At 73.3% G+C, this 19,695-nt stretch carries 20 protein-coding genes; 4 read left to right on the top strand and 16 right to left on the bottom strand.

Annotated elements, in window-relative coordinates; all coding sequences use genetic code 11:
* Entirely contained in the window at positions 1–972 is a 972-nt protein-coding gene (locus tag RGE_RS00955) for a DMT family transporter (protein ID WP_014426433.1), read from the bottom strand.
* Between the two features lie 157 nt (positions 973–1,129).
* Here RGE_RS00955 and RGE_RS00950 point away from each other — a divergent pair, with 157 nt between their 5' ends.
* A complete protein-coding gene (locus RGE_RS00950; protein ID WP_014426432.1) occupies positions 1,130–2,932 on the top strand; it encodes a DUF885 domain-containing protein in 1,803 nt (600 codons plus the stop codon).
* 1 nt (position 2,933) lies between these two features.
* Here RGE_RS00950 and RGE_RS00945 read toward each other — a convergent pair whose 3' ends face one another.
* The gene (locus tag RGE_RS00945) at positions 2,934–3,785 is read right to left on the bottom strand and encodes an AraC family transcriptional regulator (RefSeq protein WP_014426431.1); all 852 of its coding nucleotides are present in this window, start codon (positions 3,783–3,785) and stop codon (positions 2,934–2,936) included.
* A 67-nt stretch (positions 3,786–3,852) separates the two neighbouring features.
* On the opposite strand from RGE_RS00945, the gene glpK reads away from it, so the two are divergent.
* A complete protein-coding gene (gene glpK, locus RGE_RS00940) occupies positions 3,853–5,349 on the top strand; it encodes a glycerol kinase GlpK (RefSeq protein WP_014426430.1) in 1,497 nt (498 codons plus the stop codon).
* A 14-nt stretch (positions 5,350–5,363) separates the two neighbouring features.
* Here glpK and RGE_RS00935 read toward each other — a convergent pair whose 3' ends face one another.
* Entirely contained in the window at positions 5,364–5,672 is a 309-nt protein-coding gene (locus RGE_RS00935) for an H-NS histone family protein (RefSeq protein WP_014426429.1), read from the bottom strand.
* A gap of 494 nt (positions 5,673–6,166) precedes the next feature.
* Here RGE_RS00935 and RGE_RS00930 point away from each other — a divergent pair, with 494 nt between their 5' ends.
* Both RGE_RS00930 and RGE_RS00925 read left to right on the top strand, forming a co-directional pair.
* Positions 6,167–7,057, top strand: coding sequence for a sigma-70 family RNA polymerase sigma factor (locus RGE_RS00930; protein ID WP_014426427.1), 891 nt, complete (start codon positions 6,167–6,169; stop codon positions 7,055–7,057).
* Positions 7,058–7,147: 90 nt separating this feature from the next.
* The gene (locus RGE_RS00925; RefSeq protein ID WP_014426426.1) at positions 7,148–7,888 is read left to right on the top strand and encodes an SDR family oxidoreductase; all 741 of its coding nucleotides are present in this window, start codon (positions 7,148–7,150) and stop codon (positions 7,886–7,888) included.
* Here the strand turns inward: RGE_RS00925 and RGE_RS00920 are convergent.
* The 13 genes from RGE_RS00920 to RGE_RS00860 form a co-directional block, all read right to left on the bottom strand.
* Positions 7,885–8,385, bottom strand: coding sequence for a GNAT family N-acetyltransferase (locus RGE_RS00920; RefSeq protein WP_014426425.1), 501 nt, complete (start codon positions 8,383–8,385; stop codon positions 7,885–7,887). The two genes, RGE_RS00925 and RGE_RS00920, sit on opposite strands and share 4 nt — an antisense overlap.
* A complete protein-coding gene (locus RGE_RS00915) occupies positions 8,382–8,849 on the bottom strand; it encodes an OsmC family protein (protein ID WP_014426424.1) in 468 nt (155 codons plus the stop codon). The genes RGE_RS00920 and RGE_RS00915 overlap by 4 nt, the downstream gene beginning before the upstream one ends.
* Positions 8,850–8,911: 62 nt before the next feature.
* On the bottom strand, positions 8,912–9,292 hold the full coding sequence (locus RGE_RS00910) for a DnaJ family domain-containing protein (protein ID WP_014426423.1): 381 nt from the start codon (positions 9,290–9,292) through the stop codon (positions 8,912–8,914).
* 10 nt (positions 9,293–9,302) lie between these two features.
* Positions 9,303–10,655 carry a tetratricopeptide repeat protein gene (locus RGE_RS00905; RefSeq protein WP_014426422.1) on the bottom strand — a complete coding sequence of 451 codons (1,353 nt, stop codon included), beginning with the start codon at positions 10,653–10,655 and terminating at the stop codon, positions 9,303–9,305.
* Between the two features lie 115 nt (positions 10,656–10,770).
* Positions 10,771–12,159 (bottom strand): amidase, encoded by a 1,389-nt coding sequence (locus RGE_RS00900; RefSeq protein WP_014426421.1) that lies wholly within the window; start codon positions 12,157–12,159, stop codon positions 10,771–10,773.
* A complete protein-coding gene (locus RGE_RS00895) occupies positions 12,159–13,661 on the bottom strand; it encodes an ABC transporter substrate-binding protein (protein WP_014426420.1) in 1,503 nt (500 codons plus the stop codon). The genes RGE_RS00900 and RGE_RS00895 overlap by 1 nt, the downstream gene beginning before the upstream one ends.
* A complete protein-coding gene (locus RGE_RS00890; RefSeq protein ID WP_014426419.1) occupies positions 13,645–14,463 on the bottom strand; it encodes an ATP-binding cassette domain-containing protein in 819 nt (272 codons plus the stop codon). The genes RGE_RS00895 and RGE_RS00890 overlap by 17 nt, the downstream gene beginning before the upstream one ends.
* Complete coding sequence (locus RGE_RS00885; protein WP_014426418.1) at positions 14,460–15,434, bottom strand: ABC transporter ATP-binding protein; 975 nt, start codon at positions 15,432–15,434, stop codon at positions 14,460–14,462. Before RGE_RS00885 ends, RGE_RS00890 begins: the two co-directional genes overlap by 4 nt.
* Before the next feature lie 128 nt (positions 15,435–15,562).
* Entirely contained in the window at positions 15,563–16,591 is a 1,029-nt protein-coding gene (locus tag RGE_RS00880) for a porin (RefSeq protein WP_014426417.1), read from the bottom strand.
* Between the two features lie 359 nt (positions 16,592–16,950).
* The gene (locus RGE_RS00875; RefSeq protein WP_014426416.1) at positions 16,951–17,469 is read right to left on the bottom strand and encodes a class IV adenylate cyclase; all 519 of its coding nucleotides are present in this window, start codon (positions 17,467–17,469) and stop codon (positions 16,951–16,953) included.
* A gap of 22 nt (positions 17,470–17,491) precedes the next feature.
* Entirely contained in the window at positions 17,492–18,352 is an 861-nt protein-coding gene (locus tag RGE_RS00870) for an ABC transporter permease (RefSeq protein WP_014426415.1), read from the bottom strand.
* Entirely contained in the window at positions 18,349–19,305 is a 957-nt protein-coding gene (locus RGE_RS00865) for an ABC transporter permease (RefSeq protein WP_014426414.1), read from the bottom strand. Before RGE_RS00865 ends, RGE_RS00870 begins: the two co-directional genes overlap by 4 nt.
* A 121-nt stretch (positions 19,306–19,426) precedes the next feature.
* Complete coding sequence (locus RGE_RS00860) at positions 19,427–19,663, bottom strand: hypothetical protein (protein WP_231384607.1); 237 nt, start codon at positions 19,661–19,663, stop codon at positions 19,427–19,429.
* Positions 19,664–19,695: the final 32 nt, after the last annotated feature.

Here is a 19,695-nt window from a genome sequence, read left to right as displayed (position 1 = left end):
TCAGGCGACCGCGGCCACCGGCTGCGGCCTGGCCCGCAGCGCCCAGGCGACGCCGGCGATCAGCAGCACGATGCCGGCCAGCGTGTCGGCCGGCGGCCACTGGCCGCGCAGCATGAAGGCGTAGGCCAGGCCGGCCAGCGACTCGAAGACGATCAGCTGCCCGGCCAGCGTCGTCGGCAGGCGCTGGCTGGCCTCGTTCCAGCACAGCGTGCCCAGCCAGGAGCACAGCAGCGCGACGACCAGCATCAGGCCGACGAAACGCCAGGGCGTGGGCCCCAGCGGTCCGCCCAACTCGATCCAGCCCGCGGCCGACGCTCCGGCCAGCATCAGCGCCCCGGCCAGCGCCAGCGGCAGCGTCGCCAGGCCCTGTGCGGTGGCCCAGGTCGACGGCGAGCGCCCGGGGTGGGCGCGCAGCCAGTCGGCGTTGCGGATCGGGTACCAGGTCCAGCAGGCCATCGCGCCGACGGCCAGCAGCGCGCCCAGGGCATAACGGCCGCGGTCGGCGTCGGGCGCGAGCTGCGCCAACTCGGCGCGGTTGACCAGCGCCAGCCCGGCGCCGATCAGCAGCAGCGACGGCGCGAGCTGGCGCCACGACAGCAGCCCGTCGCGGTGCCGGTTGCGGCGGTTGGAGGCCACCGCGATGACCAGCGGCAGCGTGCCGATGATCATCGTCGGCAGCGGCCCGCCGGCGCGCTGGATCGCCGAGGACAGCAGCAGGTAATAGAGCAGGTTGCCGACCAGCGCCAGGCGCAGCGCGTCGGCCCAGTCGGCGCGTGTCAGCTCGCGGATGCGCACCCGGTCCAGCCAGGCCAGCGGCAGCGCGATCAGGCCGAAGGCGAGGTAGCGCCCGACCGACAGCATCGCCGGCGGATAGGCGGCGAGCAGCAGCGGGGCGACGAAGATCAGCCCCCACATCAGCCCGGCGGCGAGGGCGAACAGGGTTCCGGAGACGAGCGCGGCACGGTGGGACATGGGCGCATCGTGCCGCGGCGGCGGGCGGCGGTCTTGTACCGGATTGCGCCGCGCCGGCCGATTCGTCGCGCCAGCCGCGGGCTTCGTCGCACGGCCGGGGCGGGCCGCGGGAGCGACGGCCAGAATCGACGGCTTCGCCGTCCACGAGACTCTCCCGATGCCGTTTCGCCTGCTGGCCGTCGCCGCCGCCCTGACCCTGGGCACGGCCGCCACCGTTCCGACCGCCCTCGCCGCCCCGAAGACCGCCACCGCACGCGCCGACAACGCCGCCACGCGCGCGCTGCACGCCTTGTTCGCGCGCCAGTGGGAAGACAGCGCCCGCCGGTTCCCCGAGTGGGCCACTTGGCGCGGCGACCACCGCTTCGACGACCGGCTCGGCGAGGTCTCGCCCGAGGCCGAACGTGCCGCCACCGCTCAGGAGCGCCGCTGGCTGGCCGAAGCACGGGCGATCCCGCGCGCGCGGCTGTCGCCGGAGGACCGCGTCTCGCTGGACCTGTTCATCGAGCAGCGCGAACGCCACCTCGCCGAGCAGCCGTTCGAAGGCTGGCGCAGCCTGCGCATCGAGGCGATGGGCGGCGTGCAGTCCGATTTCTCCGGCCTGCTGCGCATGATGCCGATGGACGGCCGCGCCGACGCCGCCAAGGTGCTGGCACGCATGGCGGCGCTGCCGCAGCGCATCGACCAGGAGATCGCGCTGATGCGCCGCGGCATGGCGCTGGGCTGGGTGCCGGCGGCGCCGGTGCTCGAGCGCGCCATCGCCCAGATCGACGCCCAGCTGCCCGCCGACCCGGCCGCCGGCCCCTTCTTCGAGCCCTTCCGCCGCCTGCCGCCGGCGATGGCCGAGGCCGAGCGCGCGGCGCTGCAGGCCCGGGGCCGCGAGGCGATCGAACGCGAGGTGGTGCCGGCGATGCGCCGGCTGCGCGACTTCGTCGCCGGCGAGTACCGCGCCAAGGCGCCGGCCGACGGTTCGCTGACGCATTACGCCGACGGCGCGCGCGTCTACGAGATGCTGGTGCGCCAGCGCACGACCACCGACCTCGGCGCCGACGCCATCCACGCCATCGGCCTGCGCGAGCTGGACAAAGACCGCGCCGAGATGGAGCGCGTGATGCGCTCGACCGGTTTCAGCGGCGACTTCGCGGCCTTCGTGAAGTGGCTGAACACCGACCCGCGTTTCTTCGTCGCCAGCGCCGACGAGCTGCTGATGCGCTATCGCGCGATCGCCAAACGTTTCGACGCCGAGATGCCGCGGCTGTTCGCCGAGCTGCCGCGCGGCACCTACGGCGTGCGCGGCATGCCCGAGCACATGGGCCCCGACGCCGCCGAGTTCTACGAAGGCGGCGCCGTCGACGGCAGCCGGCCGGGCTGGTTCAACGCCAACCTCGTCGGCTGGCGCCAGCAGCCGGTCTGGGGCATGCAGACCCTGGTCGCGCACGAAGCCGTGCCCGGCCACCACCTGCAGGGCGCACGCGCGCTGGAGCTCGACGAACTGCCCGAGTTCCGGCGCGAAGGCGGCGGCTACACGGCCTACGTCGAAGGCTGGGCGCTGTACGCCGAGACGCTGATGCGCGAGATCGGCGCCTACGACGATCCGTACAGCCTGTTCGGCCACCTGCAGTGGCAGGCCTTCCGCGCCGCGCGCCTGGTCGTCGACACCGGCATCCACGCCAAGGGCTGGAGCCGCCAGCAGGCGATCGACTTCATGGTCGAACGCACCGGCGTCGACCGCGCCTTCGTCGAGGCCGAGGTCGACCGCTACACCTCCGACCCCGGCCAGGCGCTGGGCTACATGGTCGGCCGGCTGAAGATCGACGAGCTGCGCGCGCGCGCCCAGTCCCGGCTGGGGCCGAAGTTCGACCTGCGCCGCTTCCACAACGCGCTGATCGACCACGGCGAGCTGCCGCTGTCGACGCTGGAGACGCTGGTGGACGAGTGGATCGTGCGGGAGGCGCGGCGCTGAACTAGCGCGCTCCGACCTGGCGCTGGTAACGCGCCGGCGTGACGCCGTAACGCGCCGCGAAGGCGCGTGTCAGGTGCGCCTGGTCGGCCAGGCCGGTGGCCGCGGCGACCTCGGCCGGCGCGACGCCGGCGGCGAGCTGGCGTTGCGCGGCCAGCAGGCGCAGCGACATCAGCACCTGCTGCGGCGTCGCGCCCTGGGCCTCGCGGAAGCGGCGCAGGAAGTGGAAGGGGCTCAAGCCCGCCACCGCGGCCAGTTCCTCCAGCGTCAGGCGTTCGGCCAGGCGGTCGTGCATGTAGTCCAGCACCGCAGCGAAACGCGGCGCCGCCTCGCGCGCCGCGGCGCGGTCGGCGCGGGCGTGCGGGCGCAGCTCGGCCAGCAGGTCGGCGAGCAGGCCGTCGAAGGCCAGCGGCTCGTCGGCGGCCCGCCACAGCGCCGCCAGCAGCCGGCCGACGCGGCGCGCGCGCGGCGCGTCCGGGGCCACCGCCGCGGCGAAAGACCAGCGCTCGCCGGTCAGCGCCTCGACCAGCTCGTCGTCGACGTAGGCCATGCGGTAGCGCCAGCCGGCTTCGGTCTCGGCGCGGCCGGTGTGGACCTCACCCGGGTTCATCAGCACCAGCGAGTCGGCCGGCGCCAGCAGCTCGCTGCCGCGGTAGCGGAAGCGCTCGGCGCCGGCTTCGATCGCGCCGACGCCGAAGCCGTCGTGCGCGTGCGGCTCGAAGGCGTGGCGCACGATGGCCGCGCGATACAGCTCCACGCCCGGGCGATGCGCCGGGCGGCGGAACTCGGCGGCGTCCTCCTGGGCCTCGAAAGCCTGCGGGACGCCGGGCATCGGAGCCAGCGCGTCGAGGGTCATGACGGCGCGAATCTAACCCGCCGCGCGATGGCCCCGATATGCTGATGCGCCTCGCCAGGAGCACCGCATGTCCCGCCACGTCCTCGCGCTCGACCAGGGCACTTCCAGCTCGCGCAGCATCGTCTTCGACGAGGCCGGGCGCGTCGTCGCGCTCGCCCAGCGCGAGTTCCGCCAGCACTACCCGCAGCCCGGCTGGGTCGAACACGACCCCGAGGAGATCTGGCAGAGCCAGCTCGCGACGGCGCGCGAGGCCATCGCCCAGGCCGGCCTGACGGCGCGCGACATCGCCGCGATCGGCATCACCAACCAGCGCGAGACCACCGTCGTCTGGAACCGCCGCACCGGCCAGCCGGTGTGCAACGCCATCGTCTGGCAGGACCGCCGCGGCGAGCCGCTGTGCGCGCGCCTGCGCGCCGACGGACTGGAAGAGACGGTGCGGCGCAGCACCGGCCTGGTCATCGACCCCTACTTCTCGGCGACCAAGATCCGCTGGATCCTGGACCACGTGAACGGCGCGCACCTCGCCGCGGCCCAGGGCGAGCTGGCTTTCGGCACCGTCGACAGCTGGCTAATCTGGAAGCTGACCGGCGGGCGGGTGCACGCCACCGACGTCAGCAACGCGTCGCGCACGATGCTCTACGACATCCGCCACGACGTCTGGGACCACGAGCTGCTGGCCGCGCTGCACGTGCCCGACAGCCTGCTGCCGCAGGTGCTGCCGTCCAGCCACGCCTACGGCGAGACCGAGCCCGGGCTGTTCGGCACGCCGATCGCCATCGCCGGCGTCGCCGGCGACCAGCAGGCGGCGCTGTTCGGCCAGGCCTGCTTCGAGCCCGGGCTGGCGAAGAACACCTATGGCACCGGCTGCTTCATGCTGATGCACACCGGCGAGCGTTTCGAGCGTTCGAGCAACGGCCTGGTGTCGACCGCCGCGGCGCGCTGCGGCGCGGCACGCGAGTACGCGATGGAAGGCAGCGTCTTCATCGGCGGCGCCGTCGTGCAATGGCTGCGCGACGGCCTGCAGGCGATCCGCGCCAGCGGCGAGGTGCAGGCGCTGGCCGAGAGCGTGCCCGACGCCGGCGGCGTGATGTTCGTACCGGCCTTCACCGGCCTGGGTGCGCCCTACTGGAACGCCGACGCGCGCGGCACCATCGTCGGCCTGACACGCGGCAGCACCGTCGCGCACATCGCGCGCGCGGCGCTGGAGAGCATCGCCTTCCAGAGCGCGGCGCTGCTGCAGGCGATGGCACGCGACGCCGCCACCCAGGGCGGGCGGCCGCTGTCGGAGCTGCGGGTGGACGGCGGGGCCTGCGTCAACGACCTGCTGATGCAGTTCCAGGCCGATCTGCTGGGCATCCCGGTGGTGCGCCCGCAGGTCACCGAGACGACCGCGCTGGGCGCGGCCTACCTCGCGGGGCTGGGGGTGGGCGTCTGGCGCGATCGCGCCGAGATCGCCGCGCTCTGGCAGGCCGAACGGCGTTTCCTGCCGACGCTAGCGCGCGAACGCGCCGACGAGTTGATGGCACGCTGGGAGCGCGCCGTGCGCCAGACCGTCGCCGAATAAGGCGGCGGCCCGACTCAGGCCTGGACTTCCAGGTCCTGCAGTGTCTTGCCGGCGGCCAGCGCGTCGCGCACCCATTGCGGGCGTTTGCCGCGGCCGACCCAGGTATTGCCGGCGTCGTCGCGGTATTTGGCGACGACGATCTTGCGTTTGCGCGAACGCGGTTTGGCAGCGACCAGGCCGAGATCGGCGGCCGTCAGCCCGTATTGGGTTATCTGCTCGCGGATCGCCGCGATGACGGCGTCGACTTCGCGCCGGCGCATCGTTTCGGCTTCGGCCTTCAAGGATTCGATCTGCTTGAGGACTTCGCTATAGGTTTTCGTCATGATCGTTCCGGGCTGGCGCTGCCGCCGGCGTCCTCCTTGCGGACCGGTTGCGCCGACCGGACCGCCCGCCTTCTGCGACGGCGGGTGACGCGCGGGCCGGCGGCCCGCGCAGCGCGAAACTTACCACGCAGTGCGCGACATTCGCCACGCATTTCGATCTTGACAAACACCCGATCGGCGAATCGCTTGAAACAGCGTGGCAGGCGCGGGACATTGGCAACAGACATGCCGGACCGCACGCTTTCGGTGCAGTCAGCGCTTGCAATTCGTGTATCCGCGTCGTGCATCTTCCCTGGCGCTGCGACCGGCCTTCGTCGTCGCCAGAAGATGCAATGCAATTGCGCCATGCGGGCCTAAACCCGGACCTGGTCTTTGCTTCGACGGCGTCGTCCACACGCCTAATCGGGTGCACCGGCGTTGCTTCACGCGCAGCAGCACGCCAGTGGACCGGCGCGGCGCTCGGTTAGCCTGTGCGCGGACCTTGCCCGCAGCCCATGGACGCCAGCACCCGAACCTTCCTCCAGCACCGCGCCCGGATCCGCGGCATCGCCTACCGCATGCTCGGCTCGCTGGCCGACGCCGACGACCTGGTGCAGGACGTCTGGCTGCGCTGGCGGGAGTGCGCCGACGCCGAGGTCCGGACCCCGGAGGCCTGGCTGGTCACGGCGGCGACGCGGCTGGCGATCGACCGCCTCCGGTCGCTGCAGCGCAGCCGCGAACACTACCCCGGCCTCTGGCTGCCCGAGCCGGTGCTCGGCGACGGCAGCGCTGCCGAGTCGCCCGAAGACGAGCTCGAACGCCTGGGCGAGGTCTCGATGGCGCTGCAGGCGCTGCTGGAACGGCTGACGCCGGCGGCGCGCGCGGCCTTTCTGCTGCGCGAGGTGTTCGAGCTCGACTACGACGAGCTCGCAGGCATCCTCGGCAAGTCGCCGGCCGGCTGCCGCCAGCTGGTGAGCCGCGCCAAGGCGGCGCTGGGCGAGGAGGCCCGGCGCGGCGACGCACCGGCCGCCGAACACGAACGCCTGCTCGCCGCTTTCGCGCGCGCGACCGCGGCCGGCGACTTCGGCCCGATCCAGGCGCTGCTGGCCGCCGACGCCAGCCTGCAGGGCGACGGCGGCGGCCAGGTGGCCAGCGTGCCGCACCCGCTGCGCGGGGCGCGCCGCATCGCCCAGCTGTACTTCGCCAACGCGCTGCGCTGGGCGGGCCGGTTGCGCTGGGAGCCGGTGACGCTGAACGGCCGGCCGGGCCTGCTGCGTTTCGTCGACGGCCGGCTGGAGTCGGCGCAGAGCTTCGAGTTCGAGAACGGCCGCATCCTGCGCATCGGCGTGCAGCGCAACCCGGCCAAGCTGGCGCGGCTGCAGGCCGCCTGGCAGGCCCGCGGCTGAGTCGCCGGGCCGGCCCGCGGGCTCGTGCGTCTTGTGGGGGAAGGCGGCGCAACGGGCGCCGCCGCAGCACCCCACGGGCAAGGAGTTCCCATGAAGATCGTCATCGTCGGCGGCAGCGGGCTGATCGGCCGCCAGCTCGCGGCGCGCCTGCGCCAGGCCGGCCACGACCCGGCCATCGCGTCGCCTTCGCACGGCGTCGACGCCGTCAGCGGTCGAGGCCTGGACGCCGTGATGCAGGGTGCCGAGGCCGTCGTCGACGTCAGCAACGCGCCGTCGTTCGAAGCCCGGGCGGTGCTCGAGTTCTTCGAGACCTCGACACGCCGGCTGCTGGCCGCCGGCGCCGCCGCCGGCGTGCGCCACCACCTCGCGCTGTCGGTCGTCGGCTGCGACCGCCTGCCCGACAACGCGTACCTCCGCGCCAAACTGGCCCAGGAGCGGCTGATCGAGGCCGGCGGCCTGCCCTGCACGATCTTGCGCGCGACGCAGTTCTTCGAGTTCCTGCCGACCGTCGCCGAGGCCGGCACGGTCGACGGCGTCGTGCACGCCCCGGCCGCGCGCATGCAGCCGGTGGCCGCCGCCGACGTCGCCGCGGCCCTGGCCGGGCTGCTGGCCGAAGGCCCGCAGGACGCGGTGCTGGAACTCGGCGGCCCGCAGGCCTTCGCGATCGAGGATCTGCTGCGCCGGGTGCTGGTGGCGCGTGGCGACGGCCGGCGCATCGTCACCGACCCCGAGGCGGCTTACTTCGGCGGCCGGCTGGAGCCCGACTCGCTGACGCCGGGCGCCGGCGCGCGGCTGGGCCGCACGGCGCTGGCCGACTGGCTGCGCGCCTAGGCGCTGTGGCGCCAGACGCCGGCGCGGCCGCCGAGGAAGTCGATCTCGGCGTCGGCGACCGCGCCCAGGCGTTCGGCGAGCCGGATCGAGCGCTCGTTCTCGGGCCGGATCAGGCTGATCGGCGAGACGATGCCGCGCACGTCGCGGCCCCAGGCGAGCGCGGCACGCGCCGCCTCCTGGGCGTAGCCCTGGCCCCAGGCGTCACGCGCGAACAGCCAGCCGAGCTCGCAGCCGGGCCAGCCCTCGGGGTGCATGAAGCCGGCGCGGCCGATCATGCGGCCGTCGCTCTGGCGCTCGACGGCCCACATGCCGTGGCCACGCAGCGTCCAGTGGCCGATGAACAGCGCCACCTGGCGCCAGGCGACGTCGCGTTCGACCGGGCCGCCGGCGCCGATGTGGCGCATGACCTCGGCGTCGGCGCACATGTCGGCATAAGGCTCGACGTCGGCCGGGCCGAAGCTGCGCAGCACGAGGCGCGCGGTGCGCAGCCGCGTCACGGCTGCGGCTCCAGGCGCACCTCGGTCTTCACCGAGTTGGCGATGAAGCAGGCCTCGTGGGCGCGGTGGTGCAGCACCGCCAGGCGCGCCGCCTCGGGCACGGCGTCGCCGGCCAGACGCACGCGCGGGCGCAGCGTGACGGTGGTCAGGAAGGGCCGGCCCTGCTCGTCGCGGCCCATCGTGCCGAAGGCGTCGTCGATGTAGGAATCGACGCGCCAGCCAGCGCTGGCGGCCAGCGACAGGAACCACAGCATGTGGCAGCTGGCCAGCGAGGCGACGAACAGTTCCTCGGGATCGACGGCGCTGGCGTTGGCGTAGGGCAGCGGCACGGAAGCGGGCGAAGCCGACGCCGCGATCTCGGCACCGCCGTCGAATCGCAGCGCGTGCAAGCGGCTGTAGCGCTGGTCGGTGAAGGCCTCGGCGGGCTGACGCCGCCATTCGACCTGGGCGTGATGTTCGGACATGACCCCTCGCGGACGACTGGATCACGGCATTGTGCGCCCGCCCGCGGCGCGCGGCGCGCCGATCAGAGGCTGGCGCTGCGGCGCAGGTGTTCGAGGCGCAACGCCAGCTGCTGGCGCAGCTCGGCGACACGCTGGCGCTTGGCGCGCCACGGCGGCGTGTCGGCCTCGTCGGCCGGCGCGGCGTCGAGCTCGGCCTGCAGCGCGGCGATCTCGCGCATCAGCTCGACCTCGGCGGGCACGTGGCCGGCGTCCTTCAGGATCTTGAACGGCATCTTCAGCGCGTCGGGCGTCTGGTCGTAGCCGTCGTCCAGCGCGAGCGGCCGGCCCCAGCTGGGCGCGGACTTCAGCTCGCCGTTGTCCTGGCTCTCGCGCAGCGCGTCGGCGATCTGCTCGTCGAGCGTGCGCAGGCGCTCGAGGCGTTCGTCTTCGCGCCGCGTCGCCACGCCCGCGTCCTCAGGCCCGCGCCTCGCGCGGCAGGCCCAGGCGCGAGGCCCAGTGGCGCGTCAGCGCCGTCGCCGGCTTGGCCATCAGGCGCTCGTTGAGCAGGGCGCGGCCGAGGTTGCGCCGCCGGCCCTGCACCGCCGCGGCAAGCAGCGTCTGGTCGATCAGGTCGCGCTGCGCATGGCTGCCGCCGAGCGCACGCGCGGACATGCGTGCCGGGTAGAGGATGTCGGCGGCGGTGTCGACGTCGCCGCGTGCGAAGGCCAGGAAGGCGCGCATCAGCGGCAGGCCGACCTCGCGCGCCATCGTGTGGTTGACGCGGCGCGCGTCGTCGATGGCCAGCGCACGTTCGGCGCAGCGCGCCACCCAGCGCTCGGCGCGCGGCAGCTGGCCGGCGGCGATCAGCGCGGTCACGCGGTGCAGGTCGTTGAAGGCGTAGTAGCCGGGTTCGTCGTCGGCATCGGCCCAGGCGTCGACCAGCGCCAGCGCACGCGCCGAGACGTCCTCGCCGACGAGGTGCAGCCGCCACAGCATCGCCGCGGCGTCTACGCGCTGCGTCGTCGTCGTCAGCGTCTCGGCCGTCAGGTGGCCGTCGATCAGGCGCAGCACGCCGGCGCAGTCCATCGCCTCGACGCGGAACAGCGCCTTGTGCCACCACAGGTGCGAGGCGAACTCGTTGCCCTCGGCCCAGTCGTGCTGGTGCAGCCGCAGCCAGGCCGAACCCTCGTCGTGGCGGCCCTGCATCTCCAGCACATGGGCCACGGCGTGCACCGCCCAGGTGACGCGGCGGTCGGCCTGCAAGGCCTGGCGCGCGGCTTCCTCGGCCTGCGGGTACAGGTTGCACTCCTCCAGCCCGAAGGCGTAGAGACCGAGCACGAAGGGGTACAGCGGGTCGTCGCCGTCCCAGTCGGGCAGCGAACGCGCCGGGCGCATGCGCATGCCGGCGGCGTCGCCGCGGTGCAGGTCCCACTGGTGCGACCACTGCAGCGCCAGCGCGTCGCGCGGGTACTCGAGCAGCAGGTCGTCCCAGCGCCGGCAGGCGTTGTGCCAGCGGCCCTCGAGCACCAGCTGCAGCGCTTCGAGGTGGGCCCGCTCGCGTACGCCGGCGCCGCCCAGGCGCTCGCGCGCCGCGTCCAGGTGCTGGGCCACCGCGCCGAGTTCGCCGGGGTCGGTGGCGGCGAGCAGCCAGCCCGCCTTCATCAGGTAGGGCATCGCCCAGCCGGGATCGGCCGCGATCGCCGCGTCGAGGTCGGCCAGGGGCGAGTCGTAATACGACATCAGCCGCCACAGCGCCGACTCCGCGGCATCACGCGCCGCGGCGACACCGCAGCCGACGGGATTGCCTCGCAGATCGAAAAACGCCATGGCAGGACTGTAGCGCGAGCGCGTAACAGGCCCGGCGGGGCTCAGCCCTCGCGCGTGAAATCGCGCTTGGGCCTTCGGCAGGCGCAGAACGCCTTCCGGCGTCCTGCGTCCGGCCTCAGATCGGCGGCCCAGCCGGCAGCGGCGGGCGCAGCCGCTCCCAGGCGCGCGCCAGGCGCAGCACGCCCAGGTCGTCGTGGCGCCGGCCGGCGATCTGCAGCCCGACCGGCAGGCCGTCGGCGGTCATGCCGGCCGGCACGGCGATGGCCGGCTGCTCGCTCATGTTGAACGGCAGCGTGAAGCCGATGTGCGCCATCGCGCGCGCCGGGTCGTTCGTCGGGCTGGCGTGCAGCGCCGGGAAAGCCGGCACCGGCGCCACCGGCGAGAGCACGAAGTCGAACCGCGAGCAGGCCGCGACCGCGGCGTCGCGCAGCGCCGCCATCTGCGCCTGGCCGTGGAAGACCTGGGCCGCGCTGTAGCCGGCACCGCGACCAGCCCAGTCTCGGATGAAAGGCAGCACACGCTCGCGCCGCTCGGGCGGCAGCGCCTGCAGGTCCAGCCACGAGCGCATGCGCCAGAAGAGGTCGATGCCGTCGGCCATCGCGGGCGTCGTGAACGGCGCCAGGGGCTCGACGATGCAGCCGGCGGCCTCGAAGGCGCGTGCGGCGGCAGTGACGATTTCGACATGGCGCGGTTCGGGCGCCAGACCCCAGCCGGCATCGAGCAGCAGGCCCAGGCGCAGGCCGCGCAGTTCCAGGTCGTCGAGCCGGTCCCAGACGATGGCCTGCGGCGGCAGGCTGGTCGCGTCGCGCGCATCGGGGCGCGACAGCTCGGCCATCAGCAGCGCGGCGTCGGCCACCGTGCGAGTGATCGGCCCGGCGCAGCGGCCGGCGTACGGCGGCACGATGGGCACGCGGCCCAGGCTGGGCTTGAAGCCGACGACGCCGCACCAGCCGGCGGGCAGACGGATCGAGCCGCCGATGTCGGTGCCGACGTGCAGCGGGCCGTAGCCGGCCGCGGCCCCGGCGCCCGCGCCGGCGCTGCTGCCGCCGGGCGTCAGCGCCGGGTTCCAGGGGTTGCGTGCCGCCGCGTGCAGGCTCGACAGCCCCGAGGACAGCATGCCGTAGTCGGGCATCGTCGTGCGCGCCACGAAAACGCAGCCGGCTTCGCGCAGGCGCGCCGCGGGCGGCGAGTCCTCGGCTTCGGGCGCGGCCTCGACGGCGGCGCAGCCCAGCGGCTTGGGCCAGCCGCGTGTGCCGATGTTCTCCTTGAGCATCGCCGGCACGCCGTCCAGCGCCGACAGCGGCCGGCCGCGGCGGTGGCGTTCTTCGGACTCGGCCGCGGCGGCGAGCGCGCCCTCGGGATCGAAGCCCCAGGTCGCGTGCAGCGTCGGCTCCAGGCACTCGACACGCTCGATGACGGCCCGCGTGGCCTCCACCGGCGACAGCTCGCCGCGCCGGTACAGCGTGGCCAGCGTCGCGGCGTCGAGCGCGTGCAGCGCCGTCATCAGGCGCTCCAGGAGACGGCGGCCAGGTCGTTGGCGAAGATCGGCGAGCGCGTCCACAGCCCGCGCAGGCCCTTGCGCCAGACCGCCACCTGCGCCGGGTTCCAGAGGAAGACGTTGACCGCGTCGTCGGCCAGCTTGCGCTGGATCTCGCGCCACAGCCGCGCCTTCTCGCGCGCGTCGTTGCTGCCCGCGTGCGTGGCGACGAGGCGGCGGAAGTCGGCGCTGTCGTAGCCGAAGTAGTACTTCGGGTCGGCGTAGGCGGTGGCGTAGTCCAGCGGCTCGACGTGGTTGATCAGCGTGAGGTCGAACTGGCCCTTGAACGCGCCCGACAGCCACTGCGCCCACTCGACGTTCTCGATCTTCGCGACGACGCCGACCTTGGCCAGCATCGCGGCGACGATCTCGCCGCCCTTGCGCGCGTAAGGCGGCGGCGGCAGCGTCAGCGTGACGTGCAGCGGCGTCGTCACGCCGGCTTCCTTCAGCAGCGCACGCGCCTTGTCGGGGTCGTAGGCGTAGAGGCCCGACAGGTCGACGTAGCCGCTGTCGGTGGGTGCGAAATGGCTGCCGATCGGCGTGCCCAGGCCTTCCTGGGCGCCGGCGATGAAGGCGCGGCGGTCGATGGCGTGCGTCAGCGCGCGGCGCACGCGCACATCGTCGAAGGGCTTGCGGCGGTGGTTGACGGCCAGGATGCCCTTGCCGGCGGTGGCGCCGACCTCGACGACGAAACGCCGGTCGGCACGCAGCTGCGGCAGCGCCTGCAGCGCGGCGAAACGCGGCATCGCGTCGACGTCGCCGGCCAGCAGCGCCGCGACCTGGGCCGCGGGGTCGTTGATGAAGCGGAAGACGACACGCTCCAGCGCCACGCGCGCAGCGTCGCGGTGGCCGGCCCACTTGGCCAGCGTGACGCTGACGCCGCGTTTCCAGTCCTCGACGCGGTACGGCCCGGTGCCGACCGGCCGCGTCGCGGCAGTCGCGGCGCTGGCCGGGTGCAGGATGACGGCGCTGCTTTCGCCGAGGCGGAACGGCAGCGTCGCGTCGGCGTTGGCCAGCGTCAGGATGACGGTCTGCGGGTTCTCGACGGTGATGCGGGCGATGTTGTCGAACACCGCCTTCTTCGCCTTGTTCGTGCTGCCGTCGGCACGCGCGCGCTCGAAGCTCCACTTGACGGCCTGGGCGTCGAAGGCCGCGCCGTCGGAGAAGGCGACGCCGCGGCGCAGCCGGAAGACGTAGCTCTTGCCGTCGGGCGAGACGGTCCAGGACTCGGCGAGCAGCGGCGACACGCGACCGTCCATGCCGATCTTCGTCAGCCCTTCGAGCACGTTGTAGTGCACGATCTCGCCGATCGCCGCGGCCGGCGCGACGGTCGGGTCCAGGCCGGGCGGCTCGAGCACCATGCCGAGCACCAGGCGCTTCTTCGTCGCCTGGGCCTGCGCAAGAGGCAGCGCCGCGGCCAGCGGCAGGCCGGCCAGCAGCGTGTTGACGGTTCTACGGGTGGGATTCATGGCGGCGCGATTCTGCGCCACCCAGGGCGGCGGCCAGCAGGCGGCGCGTGTACGGGTGCTCCGGCGCGCGGAACAGGCGCTCGGGCGTGCCGCGTTCGACGACCCGGCCCTGGTAGAGCACCAGCACCTCGTCGCTGACGAGGTCGACCACGGCCAGGTCGTGGCTGATGACGAGGTAGGCGACGCCGTAGCGCTCCTGCAGGTCCTGCATCAGGTTCAACACCTGGGCCTGCACCGAGACGTCGAGCGCGCTGACCGGCTCGTCGGCGACGATCAGCTTGGGCCGCGTGACCAGCGCGCGTGCGATCGCGATGCGCTGGCGCTGGCCGCCGCTGAACTCGTGCGGGTACTTCGGCAGGTCGGCCGGACCCAGGCCGACGGCTTCCAGCACCTCGACGGCGCGCGCGAGCTGCTCCTCGCGCCCGGCGCCGTGCAGCACGGCCAGCGGCTCGGTGACGGTCTGCAGCACGCTGCGCCGCGGGTCCAGCGATCCGTAGGGGTCCTGGAAGACCATCTGGAACTTGGCGCGCGCGCGCCGCAGCGCCTCGGGCGCCAGCGCATGCAGGTCCTCGCCGTCGAGCAGCACGCGGCCGGCGCTGGGCATCTCCAGCGCCATCACCAGGCGCGCCAGCGTGCTCTTGCCCGAGCCCGACTCGCCGACGATGCCCAGCGTGCGCCCGGCTTCGAGCGTGAAGCTCGCGTCGGCCAGCGCCTGCAGCTCGGGCGCCGGGGCGAACAGGTGCTCGCGCGGCAGGCGGTAGCGCTTGCCCAGCCCCTGGACCTGCAGCAGCGGCGCCGTCATGGGTCCAGGCGGATGCAGCGCGCCTCGTGGCCCGGGCCGACGGCCACCGGCGCCGGCAGCGCGGCGCGGCAGTCGGCGACGGCACGCGGGCAGCGCTCGGCGAAGGGGCAGCCGGCGGGGCGTTCGCCCAGCGCCGGCACGCGCCCGGGAATCGTCGCCAGCCGGGTGCCGCGCGCCAGGCCCAGGCGCGGCTGGGCGGCGAACAGCGCGCGCGTGTACGGATGCGCCAGGCGCTCGAAGACGGCGGCCGTCGGCCCGCTCTCGACGACGACGCCGGCGTACATGACGAGCAGGCGCTCGACCGACTGCGCCATCACGCCGAGGTCGTGGCTGATCAGCAGCAGCGCCATGCCGGTGTCGGCGCGCAGTTCGGCGATCAGCTCCAGCACCTCGCGGCGCACGGTGGCGTCGAGCGCGGTCGTCGGCTCGTCGGCGATCAGCAGGTCGGGCGCGCAGGCCAGCGCGATCGCGATGACGACACGCTGGCGCTGGCCGCCGGAGAGCTGGTGCGGGTAGGCGTCGAGCCGGCGCGCCGCGTCGGGCAGGTGCACCCGTTCGAGCAGGCGCAGCGCCTCGGCACGCGCGGCCGCCGCCGACAGGCCGCGATGCAGGCGCAGCGGCTCGGCGATCTGGCGGCCGACGGTGTGCAGCGGGTTCAGCGCCGTCATCGGCTCCTGGAAGACCATCGCCAGGCGGTCGCCGCGAAGTGCGCACCAGTCGCGTTCGGCGAGCGTCGTCAGCTCGCGGCCTTCGAAGACGATCGAGCCGGAGACGCGTGCCGCCTCGGGCAGCAGGCCCATCAAGGCCAGCGCGGTCAGCGACTTGCCGCAGCCGGATTCGCCGATCAGGCCCAGCGTGCCGCCGCGACCCAGCGCGAAGGAGACGCCGTCCAGCGCCGCGCCGGCGCCGGTCGCGGTCGGCAGCACGACCCGCAGGTCGTGCACGGCAAGCAGTTCGGAAGACTCGGACATCGGGGACACGGCGGCCGGCAACGATAGCGCGCCCGCCGAGGCGCCCAAGAAAAAAGCCCCGGCACCAGGGCACCGGGGCTTGCTGAGCCGACAGGTCGGCTGCCCGGAGGCAGCCGGCCCGATCGCGATCAGAACGAGTGGCGGACGCCGACTTCGACGCCTTGCGACTTCTTGCCAGCGGCGACGGCCGGGCTGTCGGCAACCACGAAGGTGCCGGCATCGTCGTTGTCGATGACCGAGTAGGTGCCGTAGAAGGCGGTGCGCTTGCTCAGGTTGTAGATGCCACCCAGCGACAGACGCTTGGCGTTCTTGTCGTCGTCGGCCTTGACCTGGTCGTAGGACGCGCGGATCACGAAGGCACCGACCGGCACCGTCGCGCCGACCGTCAGCAGCTTGTCCTTCAGGCCGTCGATCGAGGCGACGCCGACGTCGTACTTGGCTTCTTGGTAGGCAGCCAGGATCTTGGCGACGCCGAAGTCATACGAACCGCCAACGACGAACAGCTTGTACTTGTCGTCGCTGCTCGCCAGTTCGGTCTGGCCGTAGGCGGCGCTGACGTCGAACGGGCCGGTCTTGTAGCCGATGCGGCCACCGTAGTACTTCGAACCCTTGGTGCCTTCGCCGGCGGCGACCGAGGCTTGGCCGTAGATGCCACCCAGGGTCGTCGGGAGGATGTAGCTGACTTGGTTGTCGTCGCGGACGGCGGTCTGCGGCGTGGTGCCGCTGACGGTACGCGGCTTGTACATCGCGGTGAAGGCGGCGACGCCGTTGTCACCGAAGGCGTCGTAGTCGGCGAACGCGCTGTAGGTCGGCGCGAAGTCACGGCCCAGGCGAACTTCACCCAGCGAGTCCGAGATCAGGCTGACCGTGGCACGGCGGTGCCAGAAGCGGGCTTGCGGCTGCGTGCCGTCGTCGGCGTTGACTTGCGACTCGAGCCAGAAGCCGGCCTTCAGGCCGCCGCCCAGGTCTTCGATGCCGCGGAAGCCGATGCGGCCGGTGCTCAGGCCACCGCTGGACAGCAGGGTCTTGGTGGTGCCGTCGCCGTCGACATGACGCACGGCCACGTCCACGATACCGAACACGGTCACCGACGATTGGGCCGAAGCGCTGCCGGCGGCAGCGGCCAGGACGGCCATGGCAATGAGGGACTTCTTCATATGGATTCCTCGTTGGGAGATGAGATTCAGACACACAGGCCGCAGCGAGGCGGCACCTCAGCGACTCGAAGGCTACGAACCGCCAGTAGCGGCAACTAGCTCTTCCTGGGCAATAGTGTCATGCATCAGAAGAAATAATAAACCCGCATTGCATGCGACGACCTGTCATGCATGGCGGCTACTCGCGCTCGCACGACGCGCGCCCCCGCGTAAAGGGCTTGCGTGACAGTTCCCGCACCGCCATCCGCGGCATTCCGGAGCGCGAAAGCCGCCATCCGGAGGCATCGCTTGCAGCACGGATGCAACACCGCGTTTTGTTGCAGCGCCGCAACGATTAGGGCTTCTCGGCCCAGCGCCGATCAGACGGCCAAGGGCGGCAGGTCGGCGTAGGCGGTCGGCACACGCTCGGCAGCACTCAGGCCGAGCGCCTCCAGCAGGCCCTCGGCGACCTCGCGGCCGTCGGCCTCGGACTCGCCGTCGGCAAGCACGACCTCGATCTCGACGAAGTCGCCCAGGCCCTCGACGCGGTCCAGATGCAGCCGGCTGCGGCCGACCCGTGCCAGCCAGCGCTGCTTGCGCACGTGCGAGCGCAGTCCCAAGCCGCGCGCGAGCACGCGGTGCAGCGCCTCGGCCGCCTCGCCGACGGCGACACGTTCGTAGTCGGACAGGCGTGCGCCGTCGCCGTCGGGGCGTTCGTAATGGATCAGCTCGGCGCTGCCGTCGGCGAAGCGGCGCAGCTTCAGCCGCCCCTTGGCGACCGCGTAGAAGACGTCGTCCTGCTCGATCAGTTCGAGCGCGGCACCGGCCAGCGCCGCGGCGCGCTCGCGCAGCGCGTCGAGCGAGTCGACGCGGACCTTGATCTCGACATTGCGTGCCATGGCGCCTCCGTGCGGGCCGCGATCATCGCGCGCCGGGCGCGGACCGGGCCAGGCGAGGGTCCAGCAGGTCGCGCAGCCCGTCGCCCAGCAGGTTCAGCCCGAGCACGGCGCTCATGATCGCCAGGCCCGGGTAGACGGCCTGCATCGGCGCCTGGAACCACTGCGTCTGCGCCTCGTTGAGCATGCGCCCCCAGCTCGGCCGCGGCGGCTGCGTGCCCAGGCCGAGATAGCTGAGCGCCGCCTCGGCGAGGATCGCCGTGGCGAAGGCGATCGTCGCCTGCACGATGATCGGCGCGGCGATGTTCGGCAGCACGTGGTCGCGCGTGATGCGCCAGCCGCCCTTGCCGGCGGCCCTGGCGGCGAGCACGTACTCGCGCGACCAGACGGCCAGCGCCGCGCCCCGCGTGATGCGCGCGAACACCGGCACGTTGTAGAGGCCGATCGCGACGACGCTGGTGGCCAGCCCCGGCCCCTGCACCGCGGCCAGCAGCAGCGCCGACAGCAGCGCCGGAAAGGCGAAGCCGAAGTCGGCCGCGCGCATCACCAGCTCGTCGACCCAGCCGCGGCGCGCCGCCGCCAGGCAGCCGAGCGCGACGCCGGTGACGAGGCCGATCGCGACCGCGACGACGCCGACCAGCAGACTGGTCTGCGCGCCGGCCATCAGCAGCGAGACGATGTCGCGCCCCAGGCTGTCGGTGCCCAGCCAGTGCGCCGCCGACGGCGGCTGCAGCCGCGCCGCGATGTCGAGCTCGTCCGGTGCCCATGGCGTCCAGGCGAGCGAGACCAGCGCCATCAGCACGACGGCGCCGATCAGCAGCGCGCCGAGCACGAAGCCCGGGCTGCGCCGCGCCCGCGCGGCGAAGGACGGCGCGCCGTGCCTCATGCGTGCCGCAGCCGCGGATCGACGAGCGCATAGAGCACGTCGACGACGAAGTTGACGACGACGACCAGCGCTGCCAGCAGCAGCACGACGTCGCGCACGACGACCAGGTCGCGGTTGGCCACCGCCTGGAACACCAGCCGGCCCAGCCCCGGCAGCACGAAGACGTTCTCGACGACGATGGTGCCGGTGACGAGGTTGGCGAACTGCAGCCCGGCGACGGTCAGCACCGGGATCGCGGCGTTGCGCAGCACGTGGCGGCGCAGCGTCTGCGCCCGCGACAGGCCCTTGGCGCGCGCGGTGCGCACGTAGTCCTCGCCCATCGTGTCGAGCACCGCCGAGCGCGTGACACGCGCCAGGATCGCCGCCTGCACCGCGGCCAGCGCCAGCGCCGGCAGCAGCAGCGCCTTCAGGCCTTCGAGCAGGCCGCCGCCCTCGTCCTCGCTCCAGCCGGGGAAACCGCCGGCCCCGACCCACTGCAGCTGCACCGCGAACAGCAGGATCAGCAGCATCGCCAGCCAGAAGCCAGGCACGGCCAGTCCGAGCTGGGTGGCGATCATCACGCCGACGTCGCCGGCGCGGCCGCGGCGCGCCGCGGCGTAGACGCCGGCGGCCAGCGCGACGACGACGGTCAGCGCCATCGCCAGCGCGGCCAGTGGCAGCGACACACGCAGGCGCTCGGCGATCAGCTCGGCGGTCGGCGTGTCGTAGGCGATGCTGTCGGCAGTGCGGCCGTGCAGCAGCCCGCCGACCCACTCGGCGTAACGCTCGGCCGGCGGCCGGTCCAGGCCCAGCCGGGCCTCGAGCGCGGCGACCGCCTCGGGCGTCGCGGTCTCGCCCAGCACCACCTCGGCGGCGCTGCCGGGCAGCATGTCGAGCACGACGAAGACGATCGCCGAGGCCGCGACCAGGGTCAGCAAGAAGGTCGCGAAACGGCGCAGCAAGAACACGGACATCGCGGGCAATGATGCCCGATGCGCCGCGTGTGCCCGGACAGGCCTGGCCGGACGAAAAACGGCCCCAGCGCGGGAAGCGTCGGGGCCGCGAGGGAGCGGCTGGTCAGGCCGCCAGGAGTGATCAGTCGCCCAGGCCTTCGTGGCGGGCGGCCGCGGCGAACAAGTCGGCGGCGAAACCGGGGTCGGTGTTTTCGACCTGGTGCGCGAGCTCACGGACCATCGCGACGTCGTGCACGCGCTCCGGGGTGTGCGGCTGCGGCGAGAGGCGCTTCATCAGGCGAGCGAACAGCTCGGCGGCGATCAGCGAACCGCGAGGGGTCTCCTGCGCGGGTGCGACCGATTGGACTTCAACGTACATGCCCATCATCTTTCCTGTCGGCACAGCCCTTG

It is taken from the genome of Rubrivivax gelatinosus IL144, assembly GCF_000284255.1.
GTDB classification, from domain to species: domain Bacteria; phylum Pseudomonadota; class Gammaproteobacteria; order Burkholderiales; family Burkholderiaceae_C; genus Rubrivivax; species Rubrivivax gelatinosus_A.
Note: the sequence above shows the minus strand (reverse complement) of the source record. Positions and strands in the feature narration are given on the sequence as shown.

Coding starts and splice junctions, on each gene's coding strand:
- RGE_RS00905 (WP_014426422.1), bottom strand. CDS start 10,655: ATGGCGTTTTTCGATCTGCGAGGCAATCCCGTCGGCTGCGGTGTCGCC.
- RGE_RS00935 (WP_014426429.1), bottom strand. CDS start 5,672: ATGACGAAAACCTATAGCGAAGTCCTCAAGCAGATCGAATCCTTGAAG.
- RGE_RS00875 (WP_014426416.1), bottom strand. CDS start 17,469: ATGGCACGCAATGTCGAGATCAAGGTCCGCGTCGACTCGCTCGACGCG.
- RGE_RS00930 (WP_014426427.1), top strand. CDS start 6,167: ATGGACGCCAGCACCCGAACCTTCCTCCAGCACCGCGCCCGGATCCGC.
- RGE_RS00925 (WP_014426426.1), top strand. CDS start 7,148: ATGAAGATCGTCATCGTCGGCGGCAGCGGGCTGATCGGCCGCCAGCTC.
- RGE_RS00915 (WP_014426424.1), bottom strand. CDS start 8,849: ATGTCCGAACATCACGCCCAGGTCGAATGGCGGCGTCAGCCCGCCGAG.
- RGE_RS00895 (WP_014426420.1), bottom strand. CDS start 13,661: ATGAATCCCACCCGTAGAACCGTCAACACGCTGCTGGCCGGCCTGCCG.
- RGE_RS00955 (WP_014426433.1), bottom strand. CDS start 972: ATGTCCCACCGTGCCGCGCTCGTCTCCGGAACCCTGTTCGCCCTCGCC.
- glpK (WP_014426430.1), top strand. CDS start 3,853: ATGTCCCGCCACGTCCTCGCGCTCGACCAGGGCACTTCCAGCTCGCGC.
- RGE_RS00890 (WP_014426419.1), bottom strand. CDS start 14,463: ATGACGGCGCCGCTGCTGCAGGTCCAGGGGCTGGGCAAGCGCTACCGC.
- RGE_RS00865 (WP_014426414.1), bottom strand. CDS start 19,305: ATGTCCGTGTTCTTGCTGCGCCGTTTCGCGACCTTCTTGCTGACCCTG.
- RGE_RS00870 (WP_014426415.1), bottom strand. CDS start 18,352: ATGAGGCACGGCGCGCCGTCCTTCGCCGCGCGGGCGCGGCGCAGCCCG.
- RGE_RS00885 (WP_014426418.1), bottom strand. CDS start 15,434: ATGTCCGAGTCTTCCGAACTGCTTGCCGTGCACGACCTGCGGGTCGTG.
- RGE_RS00945 (WP_014426431.1), bottom strand. CDS start 3,785: ATGACCCTCGACGCGCTGGCTCCGATGCCCGGCGTCCCGCAGGCTTTC.
- RGE_RS00900 (WP_014426421.1), bottom strand. CDS start 12,159: ATGACGGCGCTGCACGCGCTCGACGCCGCGACGCTGGCCACGCTGTAC.
- RGE_RS00860 (WP_231384607.1), bottom strand. CDS start 19,663: ATGTACGTTGAAGTCCAATCGGTCGCACCCGCGCAGGAGACCCCTCGC.
- RGE_RS00880 (WP_014426417.1), bottom strand. CDS start 16,591: ATGAAGAAGTCCCTCATTGCCATGGCCGTCCTGGCCGCTGCCGCCGGC.
- RGE_RS00950 (WP_014426432.1), top strand. CDS start 1,130: ATGCCGTTTCGCCTGCTGGCCGTCGCCGCCGCCCTGACCCTGGGCACG.